12 protein-coding genes and 1 pseudogene are annotated in these 17,108 nt (G+C 63.0%); 12 read left to right on the forward strand and 1 reads right to left on the reverse strand.

Annotated elements, in window-relative coordinates:
• Positions 1 to 5: 5 nt before the first annotated feature.
• The 6 genes from EKO19_RS36490 to EKO19_RS36510 are packed head-to-tail and all read left to right on the forward strand — an operon-like array spanning position 6 to position 9,348.
• A complete protein-coding gene (locus tag EKO19_RS36490) occupies positions 6 to 2,435 on the forward strand; it encodes a TonB-dependent siderophore receptor (protein WP_129782371.1) in 2,430 nt (809 codons plus the stop codon).
• Positions 2,436 to 2,445: 10 nt separating this feature from the next.
• On the forward strand, positions 2,446 to 4,146 hold the full coding sequence (locus EKO19_RS36495) for a serine hydrolase domain-containing protein (RefSeq protein ID WP_129782372.1): 1,701 nt from the start codon (positions 2,446 to 2,448) through the stop codon (positions 4,144 to 4,146).
• Positions 4,143 to 5,642: a serine hydrolase domain-containing protein gene (locus EKO19_RS36500; RefSeq protein WP_129782373.1), complete on the forward strand. Its 1,500-nt coding sequence runs from the start codon at positions 4,143 to 4,145 to the stop codon at positions 5,640 to 5,642. The genes EKO19_RS36495 and EKO19_RS36500 overlap by 4 nt, the downstream gene beginning before the upstream one ends.
• A complete protein-coding gene (locus tag EKO19_RS38530) occupies positions 5,639 to 5,794 on the forward strand; it encodes a hypothetical protein (protein ID WP_157995613.1) in 156 nt (51 codons plus the stop codon). The genes EKO19_RS36500 and EKO19_RS38530 overlap by 4 nt, the downstream gene beginning before the upstream one ends.
• Before the next feature lie 8 nt (positions 5,795 to 5,802).
• Complete coding sequence (locus EKO19_RS36505; protein WP_129782374.1) at positions 5,803 to 8,991, forward strand: amidohydrolase family protein; 3,189 nt, start codon at positions 5,803 to 5,805, stop codon at positions 8,989 to 8,991.
• Between the two features lie 21 nt (positions 8,992 to 9,012).
• Positions 9,013 to 9,348: a serine hydrolase domain-containing protein gene (locus tag EKO19_RS36510; protein ID WP_157995614.1), complete on the forward strand. Its 336-nt coding sequence runs from the start codon at positions 9,013 to 9,015 to the stop codon at positions 9,346 to 9,348.
• On the opposite strand, the pseudogene EKO19_RS40115 reads toward EKO19_RS36510, so the two are convergent.
• Positions 9,349 to 9,525, reverse strand: a pseudogene (locus EKO19_RS40115) (hypothetical protein); the annotation flags it as partial.
• Positions 9,526 to 10,123: 598 nt separating this feature from the next.
• Between EKO19_RS40115 and EKO19_RS36520 the strand changes: the two are divergent.
• From EKO19_RS36520 to EKO19_RS36545, 6 genes are read left to right on the forward strand one after another with little or no spacing between them, the layout of a single operon-like run.
• Positions 10,124 to 10,888, forward strand: a complete 765-nt coding sequence (locus EKO19_RS36520) for an HpcH/HpaI aldolase family protein (RefSeq protein ID WP_129782376.1) — start codon at positions 10,124 to 10,126, stop codon at positions 10,886 to 10,888.
• Positions 10,885 to 11,991: a C45 family autoproteolytic acyltransferase/hydolase gene (locus EKO19_RS36525; protein WP_129782377.1), complete on the forward strand. Its 1,107-nt coding sequence runs from the start codon at positions 10,885 to 10,887 to the stop codon at positions 11,989 to 11,991. Before EKO19_RS36520 ends, EKO19_RS36525 begins: the two co-directional genes overlap by 4 nt.
• Positions 11,992 to 12,028: 37 nt before the next feature.
• Complete coding sequence (locus EKO19_RS36530; protein ID WP_157995615.1) at positions 12,029 to 13,642, forward strand: ABC transporter substrate-binding protein; 1,614 nt, start codon at positions 12,029 to 12,031, stop codon at positions 13,640 to 13,642.
• Entirely contained in the window at positions 13,642 to 14,583 is a 942-nt protein-coding gene (locus EKO19_RS36535) for an ABC transporter permease (protein WP_129782495.1), read from the forward strand. The genes EKO19_RS36530 and EKO19_RS36535 overlap by 1 nt, the downstream gene beginning before the upstream one ends.
• Before the next feature lie 2 nt (positions 14,584 to 14,585).
• Positions 14,586 to 15,419: an ABC transporter permease gene (locus tag EKO19_RS36540; RefSeq protein WP_129782379.1), complete on the forward strand. Its 834-nt coding sequence runs from the start codon at positions 14,586 to 14,588 to the stop codon at positions 15,417 to 15,419.
• Positions 15,416 to 17,101 carry a dipeptide ABC transporter ATP-binding protein gene (locus tag EKO19_RS36545; RefSeq protein ID WP_129782380.1) on the forward strand — a complete coding sequence of 562 codons (1,686 nt, stop codon included), beginning with the start codon at positions 15,416 to 15,418 and terminating at the stop codon, positions 17,099 to 17,101. Before EKO19_RS36540 ends, EKO19_RS36545 begins: the two co-directional genes overlap by 4 nt.
• Positions 17,102 to 17,108 lie beyond the last annotated feature (7 nt).

Consider the following 17,108-nt stretch of genomic DNA (forward strand, 5'->3'; position numbering starts at 1 on the left):
CATCAATGGCCTTACATTCAGGCGTAGTCACGACTGTCACGGTGCTGGCGCTGGCCGGCGCGCTCGGTGCGCAAGGCGCCGAGACGGCGACCAAATTCGACATCTCGCCGCAACCCATTGGCGACGCGCTCAACCAGTTCGCGCGCCAGACCGGCTTGCAGGTGGTCATCGATCCGCAGGAAGGGCGGGGGGTGGTCGCACGCGAGGTGGTCGGTTCGTTCACGCCGAGCGAGGCGCTGGCGAAGCTGCTCGCAAATACCGGGCTCACGTTCTCGTTCCTCAATGAGCGCACAGTGTCGGTGCGGCGGGATCCGGCGGCGCGCATCAGCGACGCTACGCAGGAAACAGTGATCGTCACCGGCACGACCATCAACGATCCCATCCTAAGCTCGCGCACCGGCGACACGCTCCGAGATCGGCCGCAGTCCGTGACGATCGTGACGCGCGAGCGCTTGGATGCGCAGAATCTCAACACGCTGACGGCCGCGCTGGAGCAGACCACGGGCGTGACGATCACGACCACGTCGCTGACGCAGAAGGATTTTTATTCGCGTGGCTTTCGCATCGAGAGCATCCAGATCGACGGCGGCGCGCCGATCACCAACGGCTTTGGCTTTCGCCAGTTGCCCGACCTCGCGATCTACGAGCAGGTCGAAGTGACGCGCAGCCCCGATGCGCTATTCTCCGGCAACAGCGAGCCGAGCGGCAGCATCCAGCTGATTCGCAAGCGGCCCACCGCGGACCACCAGGTGGAGCTCGCGTTGCTCGCGGGACGATGGGATCAGTTTCGCGCGCAGCTCGACGTCTCCGGCCCGATTGGCTTCGATGGCAAGCTGCGTGGCCGCACCGTCGTCGTGAGCGAGCGCAACGACCTGATCTACGACATCGGCCGTCAGTCGCAAAACACGCTGTACGGCGTGCTCGAGGCGGATCTCACCGACAGCTCGCGCTTGCTGGTCGGTCTCACCTACGAGGACAACGAAGGTCCGCACGTGGGCTTCGGCTTCCCTCGCTTCCGGGATGGCGGCGATCTGCACTTGCCGCGCGAAACAGTGCTCTCGCCTTCATGGGCCCACGAGGAAGCGCAGACGACAACGGTGTTCGCGACGCTCGATCAGCGTCTGAGCGAGCGTTGGTCGTTGCGGGTCAATGTCACGCGCAGCGATCAGGAGCGCGTCGATAGCAATATGTATGCCTACGGCGCGGTGAATCGCGCTACCGGCCTGATTCCGAACATGTACAGCAGCGAGACCCATCTCGAACCGGTGCAAACGCTGGCGGACGTGACCCTGAAAGGCACCTTCGACCTGTTCGGGCGAACCCATCGCTTGGCCGTGGGTTGGGATTGGCAGGAAGTGGCAAGCGGCGGCGTGGCCTGGTTCTATCCCGGTGCCACCAACATCAGTGCATTCAACTTCGATCCCGACAGCATTCCGCGTCCGAGGCGGAGCGCGAATCCCGACATGTTCATCGACTGGAATCAGAAACAGGACGGTGTCTACGCCAGCCTGAAGCTGAGTGTGAGCGACCCGCTGAACATCGTGCTGGGCGCCCGGCGCAGTAACTACCAAACCAACTACAACGAGGGCGATCCGGTCACCGGCGACAGCTATTACTTGTACAGCTATCGCGATCGCAACGTCGTCACGCCGTACGCCGGCTTCACCTATGACTTCAATCGCGATTGGGTGATGTACGGCAGCTTCTCCGAGTCGTATCAATCGCAGTCGAATCGCCTGCAAGGCCCGCTGCCGGGCACGCCGCTCGATCCCAAGACCGGCAACGGTTTCGAGATCGGCGTAAAGGGGGGGCTGTTGGAAGGTCGCGCGGCGACGCAGATCGCGGTCTACCAGATCACGCAGAAGAACGCGTTCGTCCAGGATGGCAGCTATCCACCGAGCAGCACGCAGAGCGGTGCGAATTGCTGTTACTTGGGCGACGGCGAAGTAGAAAGCCGCGGCGTGGACGTGGAGGTCAACGGCCGCTTGCTCAGGAACTGGGATGTGTTCCTCGGCTACACGTACAACACCAACGAGTTCAAGGCCGGTTACGCCAACAACGGCGCAGCGTACATGGCGCAAACCCCGAAGCACTTGTTCAAGCTGTGGACCACGGTGACGTTGCCCGGAATGCTGGACAGCTGGAAGCTCAGTGCCGGTGTCAACGCCCAATCGCGCACTTACGTTGCCGGTAGCGTGTCGCTGTACGACTCGAACGGTGCCTACGTGGGCAGCGCGCCCTACGACTTCGAGCAGGGGGGCTACGCGCTGGTGAATGCTCGCGCCGAATATCAGATCAACGAGTCGTGGTCGGCCGCGTTCAATATCAACAACGCCACCGATAAAACCTACTACCAGAGCGTCGGCTCGGCGTTCATGTCGAACTGGTACGGCGAACCTCGCAACTACATCCTGTCGGTTCGCTTCAAGCACTGAGGCCAATGCCATGGTGAATTTTTCTCGCCGTACGGGCTTGCTCGCGGCGGCCGGGGTCGCGCTCGCTCCAAAAATGCTGGTGGCGGCGTCGACCCCGACGCCGCCGGTGCCCGGCAAACTGGAATCGGTCATCGACGCCTTGTTTCATGAGCACGTGGCTGTGGGCGAGCCTGGAGCGGCGATCGGCTTGTATCGAGGCGGCCATGTGCTGTTCGCCAAGGGCTACGGCGTGGCCGATCTGGATAGCAGCACGCCGGTGACGCCGACGACGCAGTTCAACGTCGCGAGTGTTTCCAAGCAGTTCACCGCGTTCGCCATCGCGTTGCTGGCGAGTGAAGGCAAGATCGATCTGGATGCCGAGGTGCATCGCTACCTGCCGTGGGTGCCCGATTTTGGGCACCCGATCACGGTGCGGCAGCTGGTTCATCACACCAATGGTTTGCGGGACTCGTACACATTGGTGGAGGTCAGCGGGCGCGATACGCGAGATGTCTTTACGCAGCGGCAGGTGATCGAGCTGGTCAAACTCCAGCGCGAGCTGAATTTCGAGCCGGGGACTGCGCATTCTTATAACAATACCGGCTACACGTTGCTGGCGGAGATCGTCGCCACGGTCTCCGGCAAGTCGTTGCGGCAGTTCACGACGGAGCGCATGTTCGCGCCGCTCGGCATGCAGCGTACGTTCTTCGGCGACGATGTGGAGGAGATCGTTCCGGAGCGCGCGACCTCATACGAGAAACGCCCGGATGGGCGGTGGCAACGAACCCTGCTGACCACGGAATCGGTCGGCCACAGCGGGCTGGTGACGAATGTCACGGACCTGGCGCAGTGGTCGGATAACTTCTTCCGTCCGCGCGTGGGCGACCGATCGTTGCTCGACCTGGTCTGCACGAGCGGCACGCTGCGCGATGGTCGCAAGGCCAACTATGCGTTCGGGCTCACTCCCGGAGAGATCCACGGGCGCAAGATCGTGAGTCATTCCGGCGGCGACGGCAGTTTCACCACTTACTTCACGTTTTATCCCGATCACGATCTGGGCGTGGTGGTGCTGGCGAATCGTGCCCTGGACGTGGGCGGTCTGGCGCACACCGCGGCCGAGGTGTTTCTATCCGGGAAATCGGAGAAGTCCGCCGCGACGAATGCGCCCAAGGCTCACGTTCTGAAGAAAGCCACGCTCGAACGTTTGCCGGGCATGTACATCCATCCGACCTCGCCGTCGGTCACGCTGGAGCGTCGAGGCGACGCGTTGTATGGCTGGTTCGGCGTGGAGCCGGCGGCCGCGGCGCGCGTCAAAGCCGACGGTACTTTCAGTGTCGGTAACTGGTCGCATTTCCGCATCGTTACCGGCGAGGGTGGTGCCATCACTGCGTTGGAAAGTATCTATGGCATCAGCATGCGGCCGCGCTTGTTCAAGCGTGTGCAGCCCGAATCCGTCACTGATCTATCGGCTTACGCGGGCGATTACTACAGCGACGAATTGGAAACGAAGTACCGTTTCACCGCCGAGGGGGGCGATCTGGTGATGCGCCACATCTGGCGTCCCGATCCCATCATGCTCGTGCCGGTAACGCGCGAGCATTTCAATGCACGCAGCGGTTGGGCGCCGCACGTCGTGACGTTCGAGCGCGATGCTCGCGGCGAAGTCGTGGCCGCGAGAATGAGCGGTGCGCGGGCTGACAACATGCGCTTCGAGCGGCGTACCAAAACATGAAACGTTGGGGAGTGCTGCTGCTGGCGTGTATGAGCGTGGCTCACGGCGCCGATCGGTTCGACGCCGCGCGTGCTCGCATTCACGCCAAGATCGAGAACGACGGCGTTCCCTCTGTCGCTGTCGCCGTCGCCAAGGACGGCAGGGTATTGTGGGAGGAGGGCTTCGGTTGGGCGGATCGTGAACAGCGCGTCGCCGCCGATCCGCACACCGTGTATCTGCTCGCGTCCATCAGCAAGACGTTCACCGGCGTCGGGCTCATGAACTTGGTGCAACAGGGCAAGATCACGTTGGATGCGCCGATCAATGACTATCTGGGCTCGGCCAGGCTGCATTCGTGGTTCGCGGATGCCGATGCTGTCACCGTGCGGCAGATGGCGAATCACACTTCGGGTCTCGCGCCAACCGAACAGTTCTTCTACGGCGAGCGCGAAGCCACGCTCGTGCGGCCAACGGATCTCACGATCGCGCGCTATGGCAATGTGATTCGTACGCCAGGCGCGCGCTTCGAGTACAACAACTTCGGCTATGGCGTGCTGGGGCAGGTCATCGCTCAGGTGTCCGGCCAGCCGTTCGCCGACTACATGCGTCGGCAAGTATTCCAACCGTTGAATCTGACCCGGACCGTGGTGAGCTCCAACGGCGCGCCATTACCCAACACAGCGATCTTGTATGGCCCGCAAGACGAACGCATTCCGCGGCTTGCGTTCGATGAGCCGGCGTTCGTCGGCATCCAGTCCAGTGCCCACGATCTGGTGCGCTTCGGAATGTTCCTGCTCGGTCAGCGTGTGCCTGGTCAGCGTACTTTGCTCGACGCGGCGACATTGAGTGAGATGCGACGGATGACCTCTCATGGCGAGGGCATCGAAGACGACTACGGCGTCGGTCTCTACACCATGGACACGTACGAAGGCGGCCCCGTGGGCGTCGGCCATGGCGGCTCGATGTCGGGATCGCACACCAATCTGTTCCTGCTGCCGGAGGAAGGACTGGTCATTGCGGTGCTGACCAATCGGTTCGCCTCGGCGCCCGCTGACGTTCGTAACGAGATCCTGCGCGCGCTGTATCCGAAGTGGCGAGGCAAGACGTTACCGCCAACACCGGAAGCCTCAAAGCCACCGAGTCAGCCGCCGGCACAGTGGCAAGGAGAATGGGCGGGGACGCTATCGACCTATGAAGGCGACAAGCGAGTGGCGCTGCGAGTGCAGCCCGATGGTGACGTGCACCTTCGCATCGAGAATCAGCCCTGGGCCTTGGTGGATCGCGCCAGCTTTCGCGACGGCTCGCTGCAGGGCCTGACTTCAGCATTCGTCCCCACGTCAGACGCGGCTCGACGGCGTCACACCACGAGCTTGCGACTCCACAGCGAGGGGGATCGTCTGGTCGGTGTGGCGATCGCCAACAGCGGCCCGTTCGACGGCGCCGACCCGTACTTCGTATTCGCGCTGAACTATCGAGTGGAGCTGCGCCGGGCGGCCGCCGTTGAAGGGCTGAAATGAGCATACCGCTGACCCCTGTTTATAAGGACGTCTTCCAGGGGCGACGCTTTCTGAGCCGTGTCGCGGTGGAGCGAGGTGCCGGCGGCCGAGTGAGCGCCTTGCTTGCCAGCAGCAGTCTGGAGCGGAATATCCGCTTCGACAAAGTGCGTTAGGTGCAGTCGTGCACAATCGTCTACCAATGCTTGCCGCATGGCTCGCGCTCGGCCTTGGTCTGCAGGCGGAGTCGGTTGCCGCGGAGGAAGTGAATTTCTCCACCGATGAAGGCACCTGGATGTCCGTCGACGTGACACGCGACGGCCGTGCGCTGCTGTTCGATATGCTCGGTGATATCTATCGGCTGGATTCCGGCGGTGGCTCAGCTCAGCCGCTGATCAGCGGCCCGGCGTTCGATACTCAGCCGGTGCTCTCGCCAGCGGGCGTGCAGATCGCATTCATCAGCGATCGCAGTGGCAGCGAGAACGTTTGGATTGCCGATGTGACCGGCGCGAATGCGCGTGCTTTGAGCGATGATCTCGACGCGGTATTCGTCGCGCCTGTATGGTCCGCCGATGGGCGCGATATCTATGTCACTCGCTTCGATTCGCGCAGCCGTCTCGATGCCAAGACCAAGGCGCAATTGTGGCGATTGTCAGTGTCGGGCGGCAAGGGTGAGCCGGCAGTGGCAGCCGCTGCGGACAACGCGCCGGTATTCGCTGCTTCGGTCTCGGCGGATGGCCGTTTTCTGTACGGAACCGCGGCCGGCGGTCGTGGCAAGTACGACATCGTTCGGCTCGATCTGACGACGAACGAGTCCATCGTTCTCATCAGCGGCCGAGCCTACGCGAGCGGCGTGATGCAACCGGTCGTGTCCCCCGATGGCGCCGTGTTGATCTATGCCGTCGATGTCGGCGGTCGTACCGAGTTGCGGGTGCGCGAGCTCCGTAGTGGCGACGATCGAGTGTTGATCCCTGCCATCGAGACTTCGTTTGCCAAGCAAACGCCCGCATTTCAGGGGCTGCTGCCGCGGTTCGCGTTCACGCCCGATTCCAAAGCGTTGGTCATCGCTTTCGGCGGCCGCATTCGTCGCATCGAGTTGGCAAGTGGCGAGGCACGGATCGTTCCTTTCACCGCCACTGTGCAAGCGCAAGTGACCGCCAGTCCGCGGCCGTTGCTACGTGACGAAGCCGGTCCCGTGCGTGCTCGCATCATCCAAGCTCCGCAATTGTCGCCTGACGGAAAGCAAGTCGCGTTCAGCGCCTTCGGCAAACTTTATGTGGCGAGCCTGCCGCGTGGTAAAGCCAGGCGGCTGACAGACACTGCGCTCATCGAAGCAGGCGTCACCGAGAATCAACCGAGCTGGTCGGCGGATGGGCGTTGGATCGTTTACGCGAGCTGGTCGCGCCGTGATGGCGGGCATATCTGGAAAGTGCCAAGCACTGGCGACAGCGCGCCGGAACAGCTGACGCAATTGCCCGGCTACTATCGCAAGCCAACCCTGACGCCGGATGGACGGTCCGTGATCGCGTTGTACTCGGCGACGTACGATCAGCTCAACCTGCTGGTGCCGCGCGGAGGAAGTCCGGAACGCCCTGGCGCTCAGCAACTCGTTCGCCTGTTGAGCAGCGGCGAGCGCGAAGTGTTGGCGAATCTGCCGCCGACCGCGAGGCGAGCGGACCATGGGCGATTGCATTTCATGCCCGACCGGCGCTCGCTGCTGGCCTACACCAGCAAGGGCTTGATGCAGGTCCCTGTCGACGGCGGGCCGCCGCGCAAGGTGTTGGAAGTTCAGGCTGTCGATGTCCTGCATTCGCAGACTGCCGTGGACGAGTTGGAAGTCAGTCCCGATGGTCGATGGGCGCTGGTGCTACAGGGCTCGCAGTTGCATCTGCTGGCGATGCCGTCGGTCGAATTGCCGGAGCCGATCGATCTGGCGTCGCCACCGGGCTGGCATCGTCAGATCACCGAGATCGGTGCCGATGAATTCGGCTGGTCGGCGAATGGCAAGGAAATATTCTGGTCGGTGGGCACGAGTCTGTTTCGGGCCCCGCTGGATCGGTTGCTGCAACCGCCTGCGGCGACTCTTTCTGCGACCGACGAGGATTGTGCCGATACCCGCTTCGCGCGAGTCGATCTCGATGTATCCATCGCCCGCGACCGGCCGAGCACGCAGATGCTGCTGCGAGGAGCGAAGGTCGCCACCATGCGTGGTGATGAGATCATCGCCAGGGCCGATGTCTTGATCCGAGGCAATCGGATTGCCGCGGTCGGCCCGATGGGCAGCGTCGCAACGCCAGCGACCGCCATCATTCACGACTTCGCCGGCAAGACCATTACGCCGGGATTCGCCGATACGCACGCTCACTACTGGCGAATCGGCCGGCAGGTGCTCGACTACGACAGCTGGGAGCACCGGATTGCCTTGGCCTACGGCATCACTACGTCGATCGATCCGCAGTCGTTCACCAACGACATGTTCGTTTACCAGGACTTGATGGATGCCGGCGTGATGCGGGGGCCGCGGGCCTATACGACCGGGCCGGGCATCTTCGATGCCAATCGCATCGGTTCGGTGCGCCAGGCCAGCTGTATTCTGCGGCGCTATCGCGATCACTATCGAACGCCGATCGTGAAGTCCTACATGATCGGGAACCGCGCGCAGCGACAGCAGATGGCGCAGGCCGCACGCAAGTTGCAGATGATGTTGATCGCGGAGAACTGGGGCGTACCTCGCTACGCGCTCACTCAGGCGATGGATGGTTTCGCCACCAATGAGCATGCCTCCGACGCTATCGATTACTACAACGATGTCGCCCAGCTCTACGCCCGGACCGGCATTGGCTATTCGCCCACGACATTGATCGGTGGCGCCGCGGGACTGCCCGGCATCAATTACTTTCTTGCCCGACGCGACCTGCTGACGAATGCCAAGCTCAACTACTTTACGCCCTCGCTGGTCGTGAACGAGCGTCTGCGCAGTGTGACGTGGCAGCCCGACGACTGGTTCATCGGCAGCCGTCTCGCCGCCAGTGCCAGCAAGATATTCCGTGCCGGCGGCAACGTCGGTGTCGGCGGGCACAGCGAGGTGCAAGGCCTCGGTTATCACTGGGAACTGCAAACAATGGCCATGGGCGGCCTCACGCCCCATGAGGTGCTGCAGATGGCGACGCGTGGTTCGGCGACCGTCATCGGGCGCAGCGCCGAAGTGGGTACGATCGAGCCCGGCAAATACGCCGACTTGATCGTGTTCGAGCGCGACCCGCTGCTGGACATCGCCGCTACGGAAACGATCTCGCATGTCATGAAAAACGGGCGGCTGTATCGGGCCGACACGTTGCGAGAGATGAATACTCCGCTGACTTCCCGCCGCTGATTCGTCAAGAGGTCGATGTCGATGAAATATGTATCCGCGTGCGCCTGCGCGTTGCTCGCCTGTGCGTCGGCCGCCGGCGCCGATCGATTCGGTGGGGTGCGTGAGGCGATCCGTGCCCGCATGGTCGAGCACACCGTGCCTGGAGTGGCGATTGCCGTGTGGAAGGATGGCGAGGTGCTATGGGAGGAGGGTTTCGGTTGGGCCGATGTCGAGAATCGTATTCCGGCCAGCGGGCATACGATGTTCAATCTCGCCTCGTTGTCGAAGACTTTCACCGCGGTGGGGCTGATGACGTTGGTGCAGGCGGGGAAAGTCGATCTGGACCAGCCGGCCAACTTGTCCATGGCGGAATGCTGATCACGCGGCAGTCGGTGTGTGGAAGAGGCCGGAGCAGTCCAATCGCCATGCAAAGTGATTGAGATTCGCAGGCTGATCTGCAATCGTGCCGCATTGCTCGACAGGCGTCCGACCATTCAGTCCAGCATGAACGCGTCGCTGGTTGTAATAGAGGGCGAAACGATCCAGCTTGCGATAGAGGTCGAGGCCGTTCCAGAAAAAGGTTTGGTCGAGATATTCGCGCCGGAGGTTCCGATGAGGTGGGTGAGTAGGCCGGTGGCTTCCGCCGGCCTACTCACCCAGCCAGTCAAGGCAACGTGCCGCTCAATGCCTACCATCCGCATCTCGGACGATGAGATCACAGTGGACATCACGGGCTCTGCGCCACAGCAGGTCGGGCCGGTGAACTCGCCGCTACCTTCGACGGCGTTGGCCGTCTGTGATGAAGATGATGATCGCGCCCAACTGCGATGACAACGCAGGCTTCCTCCGTCCGCGCTCCGGCCTGAGCCGATGCGCGAGTGGCCTGCGGCGCGTTTGGCCCGGCGTAAATGGCCACTTCATCCAACGGCAAATGGGTCATTTGGCTCAAATGATACCAGCTGCATCCATGAATCCGATCCCGGTCTATCCGGTGGGCACTTTAACGGCGCGCACTCCGTAGAGAACCGGCGAGCGAAGAGGCCGGCACATATCCCGCAGCAAATAGCAGGTAGAGTGGAGGTGGATTTTTATCGACAAATAAAGCCAGTGCCGCTATGCTTCCTTTCAGTTCGATCAGGAGGCGGTTCCCAGCATGAATTCCACCCCGCAAGGAAGGCCAGGCGCGCGTCGCGATACGGGCTTTTGGTTTTCCACTTCGAATGTCGTCGCGGCAGAGCTCGCCGCAGCTCGGGGCTTCGGCTACGCGGTGCTGGACCTGGAGCACGGGGCGTTCGATCAGAGCGGCCTCGATCTGTTTATTCCGCTGTGTCGTGCGCTGGGACTGCGCGTGATGGCGAAGGTGCTCGGGCCGCAGGCGGAGGCGATTCAGCAGGCGCTGGATTTCGGTGCCGACGCAGTCATCGTGCCGCATATACTGGGAATCGAGCACGCACGCGCAGTTTGCGCTCATGCCTCGTATCCACCGCGAGGCGATCGCAGTTATGCAGCGGGTCGCATCGTCGGTTATGGCAAACCGCCGGCGGGCTTTTTCACGGCGGAAAATCAACGGGTCCTCTGTCTGCCGATGATCGAGTCGGCGCAGGCGTTGGCGGATGTCGAACGCATTCTCGCTTTGGACACCGTCGATGGGCTGTTCGTCGGCCCGACGGACCTCGCACTGTCGCGAGGTCGTAGCGAATACGTTTTCAATGCGGACGACCAACGCGACATCGAGCGCATTGCTTCCGCTGCGCGTGTGGCGGGCAAGCCGTGGGTGCTCCCCGCCTGGTCGCCCGCCGAGCGCAGCTTTGCGGCCGCTCACGGTGCTAGCTGGACCGTGGTGCTCGATGAGCGCGGCGCGTTCGTCAGCGGATTGGATGCTTTCCTGGATCGTCTGGAGCAGGAGCGAGCGGCATGACTGCCTTTCCGACGATCAGATTGGCGGGTGGTCCGCTGGAGCGGGGCGTGCAGCACGGCCGGCAGGCGGCCGATCGAATTGCACTGGCGCTCGATCTGTATCGCACTGAGTTCGCACACAAAGGCGTGGAATGGGACGAGGCGCTCGCGCTTGCGAGTGAGTTCCTGACACACATGCGAGCGTACGATGCCGAACTCGTCACCGAGCTCGAAGGTATCGCGCAGGGCGCGCGGCAGGCGTTGCCTGCCATCGTGATCATCAACGCCCGCACCGAGATCATGTATTGGAAGGCCGGCAAGCAAAAAGCACGAGAGCCGCTGGCGGCGGCCGACGAATGTACCAGCGCCGTCGCAACGCCGGATGTGACACTCGACCAACGCATGCTGCACGCGATGAATTGGGATTGGCAGGTCGACTGCGCGGATCTGATCGTCGTGCTCAATATCGCCGCTACGGATCAATCGCCGGCGATTCTGACGAGCGTCGAGGCTGGTCAGCTCGCGCGTCACGGCTTCAACGGTGCCGGTATCGCCATTACGATCAATGGGCTGCATAGTAGCCAGGACTACGGTCGCTTCGGCATTCCCAGCCCGATGATCCGTCGGCGCATGCTGATGAGCACGCGACTGTCGATGGCGATGTATGCGCTGAACAATGCTCCGCGTGCGTTTTCGCATTACGTGGCCGTGAGCCATGCGGGCGGCGAGGCGTTCGGCATCGAGGCGACGCCCGACGACTTGTTCATTCTCTCACCGCGCAACGGCATCCTGGCGCATGCCAATCATTTCCAGAGCCCGATCGCGCAGCTCAAGCTCACCGATCTGAACATCGCGCGACTGCCGGAGACCCTGTACCGCGAGCGACGCGTTACACGACAGCTGGAAAAGGCGGCGGGCTCCATCACCGTCGATACGCTGAAGTCGGCGCTGGCGGATTCCTACGGCTCGCCCGATGCCGTGTGTCGCAGTCCGTCGCAGCGGCCCGGCGGCATGATTACCGGCACTGTCTATACTCTGGTGATGGACGCCGGTGCAAAATCCATGTGGCTGGCGCCTCGGCCTTATCTTGGCGCGCACTATACCGAGTATCGTCTGGATGCTTAGAGCGGGCAGGCATGGGTGGCGAGCATGCGCTCCCCTCATGTTCATGTGGGGTTGCCTGTGCTTCGCGGGGCCTGGCGGGGCGGCGGCGAATGCCGAGCCGATCCTGCGTGTCGCGCTCGCCAGCGATCTTCGCAGCACCAATCCCGGCATCAATCGCGACTCCGTCACCGATTGGGTGATGACGCATGTTGTCGAGGGATTGGTCGCGACCAATGCCGAGCTTGCGCCGGCGCCCATGCTCGCCGAATCGTGGAGCGTCTCGGACGACGGCCGCGAGTACACGTTCCGCCTGCGCCCGGACGTGAAGTTCCAGAACGGCGCCACGCTTCGTGCCGCACACGTCGTGTGGAGCTGGCGTCGCATGCTCGATCCGCAGACGCGCTGGCCCTGCCGCTCTTGGTACGACGGCAATGGCGATTCGGGCGTCCGCATCGATGCGATACAAGCAGTCGACGAGCACACAGTGCGTTTCCGCCTGCGCGAGCCGGATCCGCTGTTCTTGTATCGGCTGGCAGACGTTCAATGCCACGTGGCGATCATTCATCCGGAATCGCTGGATGCGAACGGCAACTGGCGCTGGCCGATTGGTACCGGTCCGTATCGACTCAAAGAGTGGCGTCGCGGCCGTTACGTCGAGCTGGAACGCTTCGATGGTTATTCGCTCGCGGCTCAGCCCGCCAGTGGATTCGCCGGTCGCAAGGAAGCATTCGTACGCAACGTTCGACTGGTCGTCATTCCGGATGCGAGCTCGGCCAAGCTCGCCGTTCTTTCCGGTGAGATCGACATCTGGCCGCTGACAGCTGCCGAGGCTCTGCCCGAACTGCGCCGTGATTCACACGTCGACCTGCTTCAGGAAGCATCGCGCGATTGGAGCGTCCTGCTGATGCAGAACCGCAGCGGTGTGATGAGCAACCCGGCGCTCCGAGCTGCAATCGCAAGCGCGCTCGACCCGGAGTTGATCTCGCAATCGACCATGCATGCGAGCCGGCCTTTGCGTCCGTACGGCGTGCCGGCGGAAGAAATCGCACCCGACATCCTGGCGCGAATCCCGCCGGCATATCAGCCCCAACGAACGCAGGAGTTGTTGCGGCAGGCGGGATACAAAGGCGAGCTCATCGAAATCGATGTCAGTCGCGAGACTGGCAGCTACTTCAACGACGCCATCGTCGTGCATGCACTGCTGGTGCGCGCCGGCATCAATGCACGAGTACGCAGCATGGATTGGGCGACCCAGTTCAAGCGCTACCTCGGCCATGAGTACCAGCTGAGCCTGTTTGGTTACACGGGACGTGCGACGGGGCCGATGATGTACTCGGTGTTCGTCTGCGATCCCGTGAAGCGCGTCAACTGCGTCGTACATACGCCGCGTGCCTTGGCCATCATGGGTGAGCTGAACACGTCCTCGCCACAGCGATGGCCCGTGCTGATGGGCGAGCTCGAGATGGAAATCGCGCACGACCGATCCATCATCGGGCTGTATGCGCCGCTGCGAATCACCACTGTGCGTCGTTCAGTTGTCGGCTACGAAACCTGGGCGCTGGGCATGCCTAGATTTTGGGGCGTAAGAGTGGACGCTCCGGGGCAAACCACTGCCGTCGCCAAACGGCTCGCAAGGGTCTCGGCCGCTTCCGGCCAGGGAACGTGGCCATGATGCTGACCTTCATACTCAGGCGCGTCGCTCAGGGGCTGCTCACGCTTGCGATTGCAGGCACCGCGGTGTTCCTGTTGATCCGAGTGATTCCGGGCGATCCCGCGCAGATGCTGGTGGGCGATGTCGGCGATCCCGCAATGGTTGCTGCCACGCGCGCGAGTCTGGGGCTGGATCGACCACTGCCCGAGCAATGGCTGCTGTTCGCGAGCGATCTGGCGAATGGCGATCTGGGCACGTCCATCATGACCGGTCAGCAGGTGCGAGAAGTCATCATGCAGGCGTTTCCCGTCACTGCTTCGGTGGTGCTGCTGGCGACTGCGATTGCGGCCTTGATCGGCATCCCCGCGGGCATGTGGGCCGCGTGGCGTCAGGGGCGAGCGGCCGACTATCTGCTGGTCGGTATCACCTCGGTGTTGCTGTCGGTGCCGACGTTCTGGTCGGGATTGATCGTGCTGGTCATCTTCTCGGTGAAGCTCGGCTGGCTGCCTGCCTTGGGCTATGTGCCGCTGGGCGAAGATCTGCGAGCGGGCTTGATTGCTTTGATCATGCCCGTGGGTGTGCTCGTGCTGGCGGAGCTGGCGACCCTTGCGAGGATGATGCGCTCTTCGACACTCGAAGTTCTGCGCCTCGACTACATCACCAGCGCGCAGGCGCGCGGCGTTGCTCCTTGGGCGGTGCTGCTACGTCACGTGTTTCGCAACGCCTTCGCGCCAACGATGACGACACTCGGCTTGATGCTGGGACATCTGCTGGGTGGCGTGGTGGTCATCGAAAAAATCTTCGGCCTGCCCGGCATCGGCCGCCTGCTGGTGGACTCGATCGTGCAGCGTGACTATCCGATCGTGCAGGGTTGTCTGTTGTTCGTCGCCTTCATTTTCGTGATCGTGAATCTGATCGTCGACCTGCTGTACGCGGCGCTCGATCCGCGAGTCAGGGTTTGATCATGCGCGGCTTCAAACTCGGCATGGCTGGAACGGGCGGCGCGCTGCTCCTTGGGTTCATGGTGCTGCTGACACTGGCTGGGCTGGTGGTCATGCCGCACGATCCGATCGCATTGGATTTCACGCAGCGCCTGGCGGCGCCGTCCGCCGCGCATTGGCTGGGTACCGACCAGTTCGGCCGCGACGTGCTCAGTCGCGTCATGCTCGGCGGGCGGGGCAGTTTGCTGGTCGCCTCGCTCACTGTGCTGCTGACGGTGGCCATCGGTCTGCCTTTCGGCGCACTGGTCGCATACGTCGGCGGTTGGTTCGAGCGGTTGAGCATGACCGTACTCGATGCATTGCTGGCGTTCCCGAGTTTGCTGATCGCGCTCGGCATCATGGCCGTGATCGGTCCGTCGACCTCCGGCGTGGTCATGGCGCTGACGATCGCGTACACGCCGGGCGTCGTGCGAGTGACGCGTTCGGTCGCTTTGAGCTTGCGAGAAACGGGCTTCGTGCAGGCGAGCGAAGTGTTGGGCTGGTCCACCGCGCACGTCGTATGCCGGCATGTCATTCCGAATTGCATCGCGCCGATCGCCGTGATGGGAGCTTCGCTGTTCGCAGCGGCGCTGCTCGCCGAGAGTGCGCTCAGCTTTCTAGGTGTTGGCTTGCCACCGCCCGCGCCCACGTGGGGCGGCATGCTTGCGGATGGCCGGCCATTCCTCTCGGAGGCGTCGTGGTTGTCGCTGTTCCCCGGGCTTGCGATCGCTGTCTCGCTGCTCGGCTGCAACTTGCTCGGCGATGCCTTGCGCGACCGGCTCGATCCCCGCATGCGTTCGGCGGGAGGATCGACATGAGCGCGGCGCTGGCGAAGCTGGTGAACATTAGTGACGTGTCGGTGGTTGCCTCCGGTCAAGGCCGCGTCATCCTGGACAATGTTTCTATCGATGTCGACGCAGGCGAAGTCGTCGCGATCGTCGGCGAGTCGGGTTCCGGCAAGAGCACGCTGGCGCGCGCCACTATCGGTCTGCTGCCGCGGGGTGTGCATGTGAGCGCCGGCCGAATCGAGGTGGCCGGTGTCGAGCCTGCGTTGCTCGACGAGCGCGAGTTGCGAAGCCTGCGCGGTCGAACGACCGGCATGGTGTTTCAGGAGCCGATGAGCGCGCTCAATCCGACCATGCCGGTGGGCCAGCAACTCACCGAAGTGTGTCGCACTCACTTGGGAATGAGCCGTGGCGAGGCCGACGAGCGGGCGGCAACGATGCTCGAGCGAGTCCGCATCCGCGATCCGAAAGCGGCGCTCCGTCGCTACCCGCACGAGTTCTCCGGAGGCATGCGCCAACGGCTCATGCTTGCGGCGGCGTTACTTCATCAGCCGAAACTCTTGATCGCCGACGAGCCGACGACCGCGCTCGATGTCATTGTGCAGCGTGAAGTGCTGGAGCTGATGACGGAGCTGGTGCGTGAAATAGGAGCAGCGCTGATGCTGGTTACTCACGACCTGGCGGTGGTCGCGGCGTATGCGCAACGGGTCGCGGTGCTCGATGCTGGTCGCAGAGTCGATTGGGGCCCGGTCGCCGACGTAGTTTTGAATCCTCGTGAAGCGCACGTGGAGCGGCTGCTTGCAGCGCTGCCAACCGGCCGTCGCGGCAATATGCAGAAGACTGGCGCGACCGCGCCGCCTGTGCTCGAGATCGAGCAGTTGTGTGTGACTTATCCAGGTCGGCGCAAGTTGCCCTGGTCGCCGCGCGTGGATCGTGTAGCCCTGCAATCGGTGACGCTGAATGTCGACGCCGGCGAAACGCTGGCGGTGGTCGGGGAGTCGGGCTCGGGCAAAAGCTCACTGGCGCGCGTTCTGGTGAGATTGCTGCGTCCGGCGTCCGGTTGCGTGAAGTTTGCCGGCCACGACCTGGCGCAGGTCCGTGGCGCCAAGTTGCGCGAGCTGCGGCGCGAGTTGCAAATCGTTTTCCAGGATCCGGCATCGGCGCTCGATCCACGCATGAGCATATTCGAGGTCGTCGCCGAGGGACTGGCGCCGAGTGCGCTAGGAGATCGTGCAGAGGCGCGGCGGCGTGTGGCGGCTCTGCTGCTCGAAGTCGGTTTGGAAGAGCGCTTTCTGGAAATGTTGCCCCACCAGCTTTCCGGTGGTCAGCGCCAGCGAGTGTGTATCGCGCGCGCGCTGGCGGCGCAGCCTCGCGTGCTCGTGGCCGACGAAGCCGTGTCCGCCCTGGACTTGTCGGTGCAGTCGCGAATCCTGGCATTGATCGAACGCTTGCAACTCAAGCACGGCTTCGCATGCATTTTCGTAACTCACAACCTGGCTGTCGCCGAGCGCATCGCCGATCGCGTAGTCGTGCTGTATCGAGGCGAACTGGTCGAGTGCGGAACCACGGCCGAGGTGCTCGATCGGCCTTCTCACCCCTATACGCGAGCGTTGCTTGCGGCCTCCTTGGAGCTGGGACCGATCGCACCCGGCAAGTATGGGCTTCGCGCACGCGCCGCCCATGCCGCCACACCGACCGATTCGATTATTTCCTAGAGAGCAT

Origin of the sequence: Peristeroidobacter soli (assembly GCF_004138485.1) — a bacterium.
Classification (GTDB): domain Bacteria; phylum Pseudomonadota; class Gammaproteobacteria; order Steroidobacterales; family Steroidobacteraceae; genus Steroidobacter; species Steroidobacter soli.

What these genes read in the sequence shown, in the direction of transcription:
- EKO19_RS36490 (WP_129782371.1), top strand. Translation starts at nt 6, where the DNA reads ATGGCCTTACATTCAGGCGTAGTCACGACTGTCACGGTGCTGGCGCTG.
- EKO19_RS36495 (WP_129782372.1), top strand. Translation starts at nt 2,446, where the DNA reads ATGGTGAATTTTTCTCGCCGTACGGGCTTGCTCGCGGCGGCCGGGGTC.
- EKO19_RS36500 (WP_129782373.1), top strand. Translation starts at nt 4,143, where the DNA reads ATGAAACGTTGGGGAGTGCTGCTGCTGGCGTGTATGAGCGTGGCTCAC.
- EKO19_RS38530 (WP_157995613.1), top strand. Translation starts at nt 5,639, where the DNA reads ATGAGCATACCGCTGACCCCTGTTTATAAGGACGTCTTCCAGGGGCGA.
- EKO19_RS36510 (WP_157995614.1), top strand. Translation starts at nt 9,013, where the DNA reads ATGAAATATGTATCCGCGTGCGCCTGCGCGTTGCTCGCCTGTGCGTCG.
- EKO19_RS36520 (WP_129782376.1), top strand. Translation starts at nt 10,124, where the DNA reads ATGAATTCCACCCCGCAAGGAAGGCCAGGCGCGCGTCGCGATACGGGC.
- EKO19_RS36525 (WP_129782377.1), top strand. Translation starts at nt 10,885, where the DNA reads ATGACTGCCTTTCCGACGATCAGATTGGCGGGTGGTCCGCTGGAGCGG.
- EKO19_RS36530 (WP_157995615.1), top strand. Translation starts at nt 12,029, where the DNA reads ATGTTCATGTGGGGTTGCCTGTGCTTCGCGGGGCCTGGCGGGGCGGCG.
- EKO19_RS36535 (WP_129782495.1), top strand. Translation starts at nt 13,642, where the DNA reads ATGCTGACCTTCATACTCAGGCGCGTCGCTCAGGGGCTGCTCACGCTT.
- EKO19_RS36540 (WP_129782379.1), top strand. Translation starts at nt 14,586, where the DNA reads ATGCGCGGCTTCAAACTCGGCATGGCTGGAACGGGCGGCGCGCTGCTC.
- EKO19_RS36545 (WP_129782380.1), top strand. Translation starts at nt 15,416, where the DNA reads ATGAGCGCGGCGCTGGCGAAGCTGGTGAACATTAGTGACGTGTCGGTG.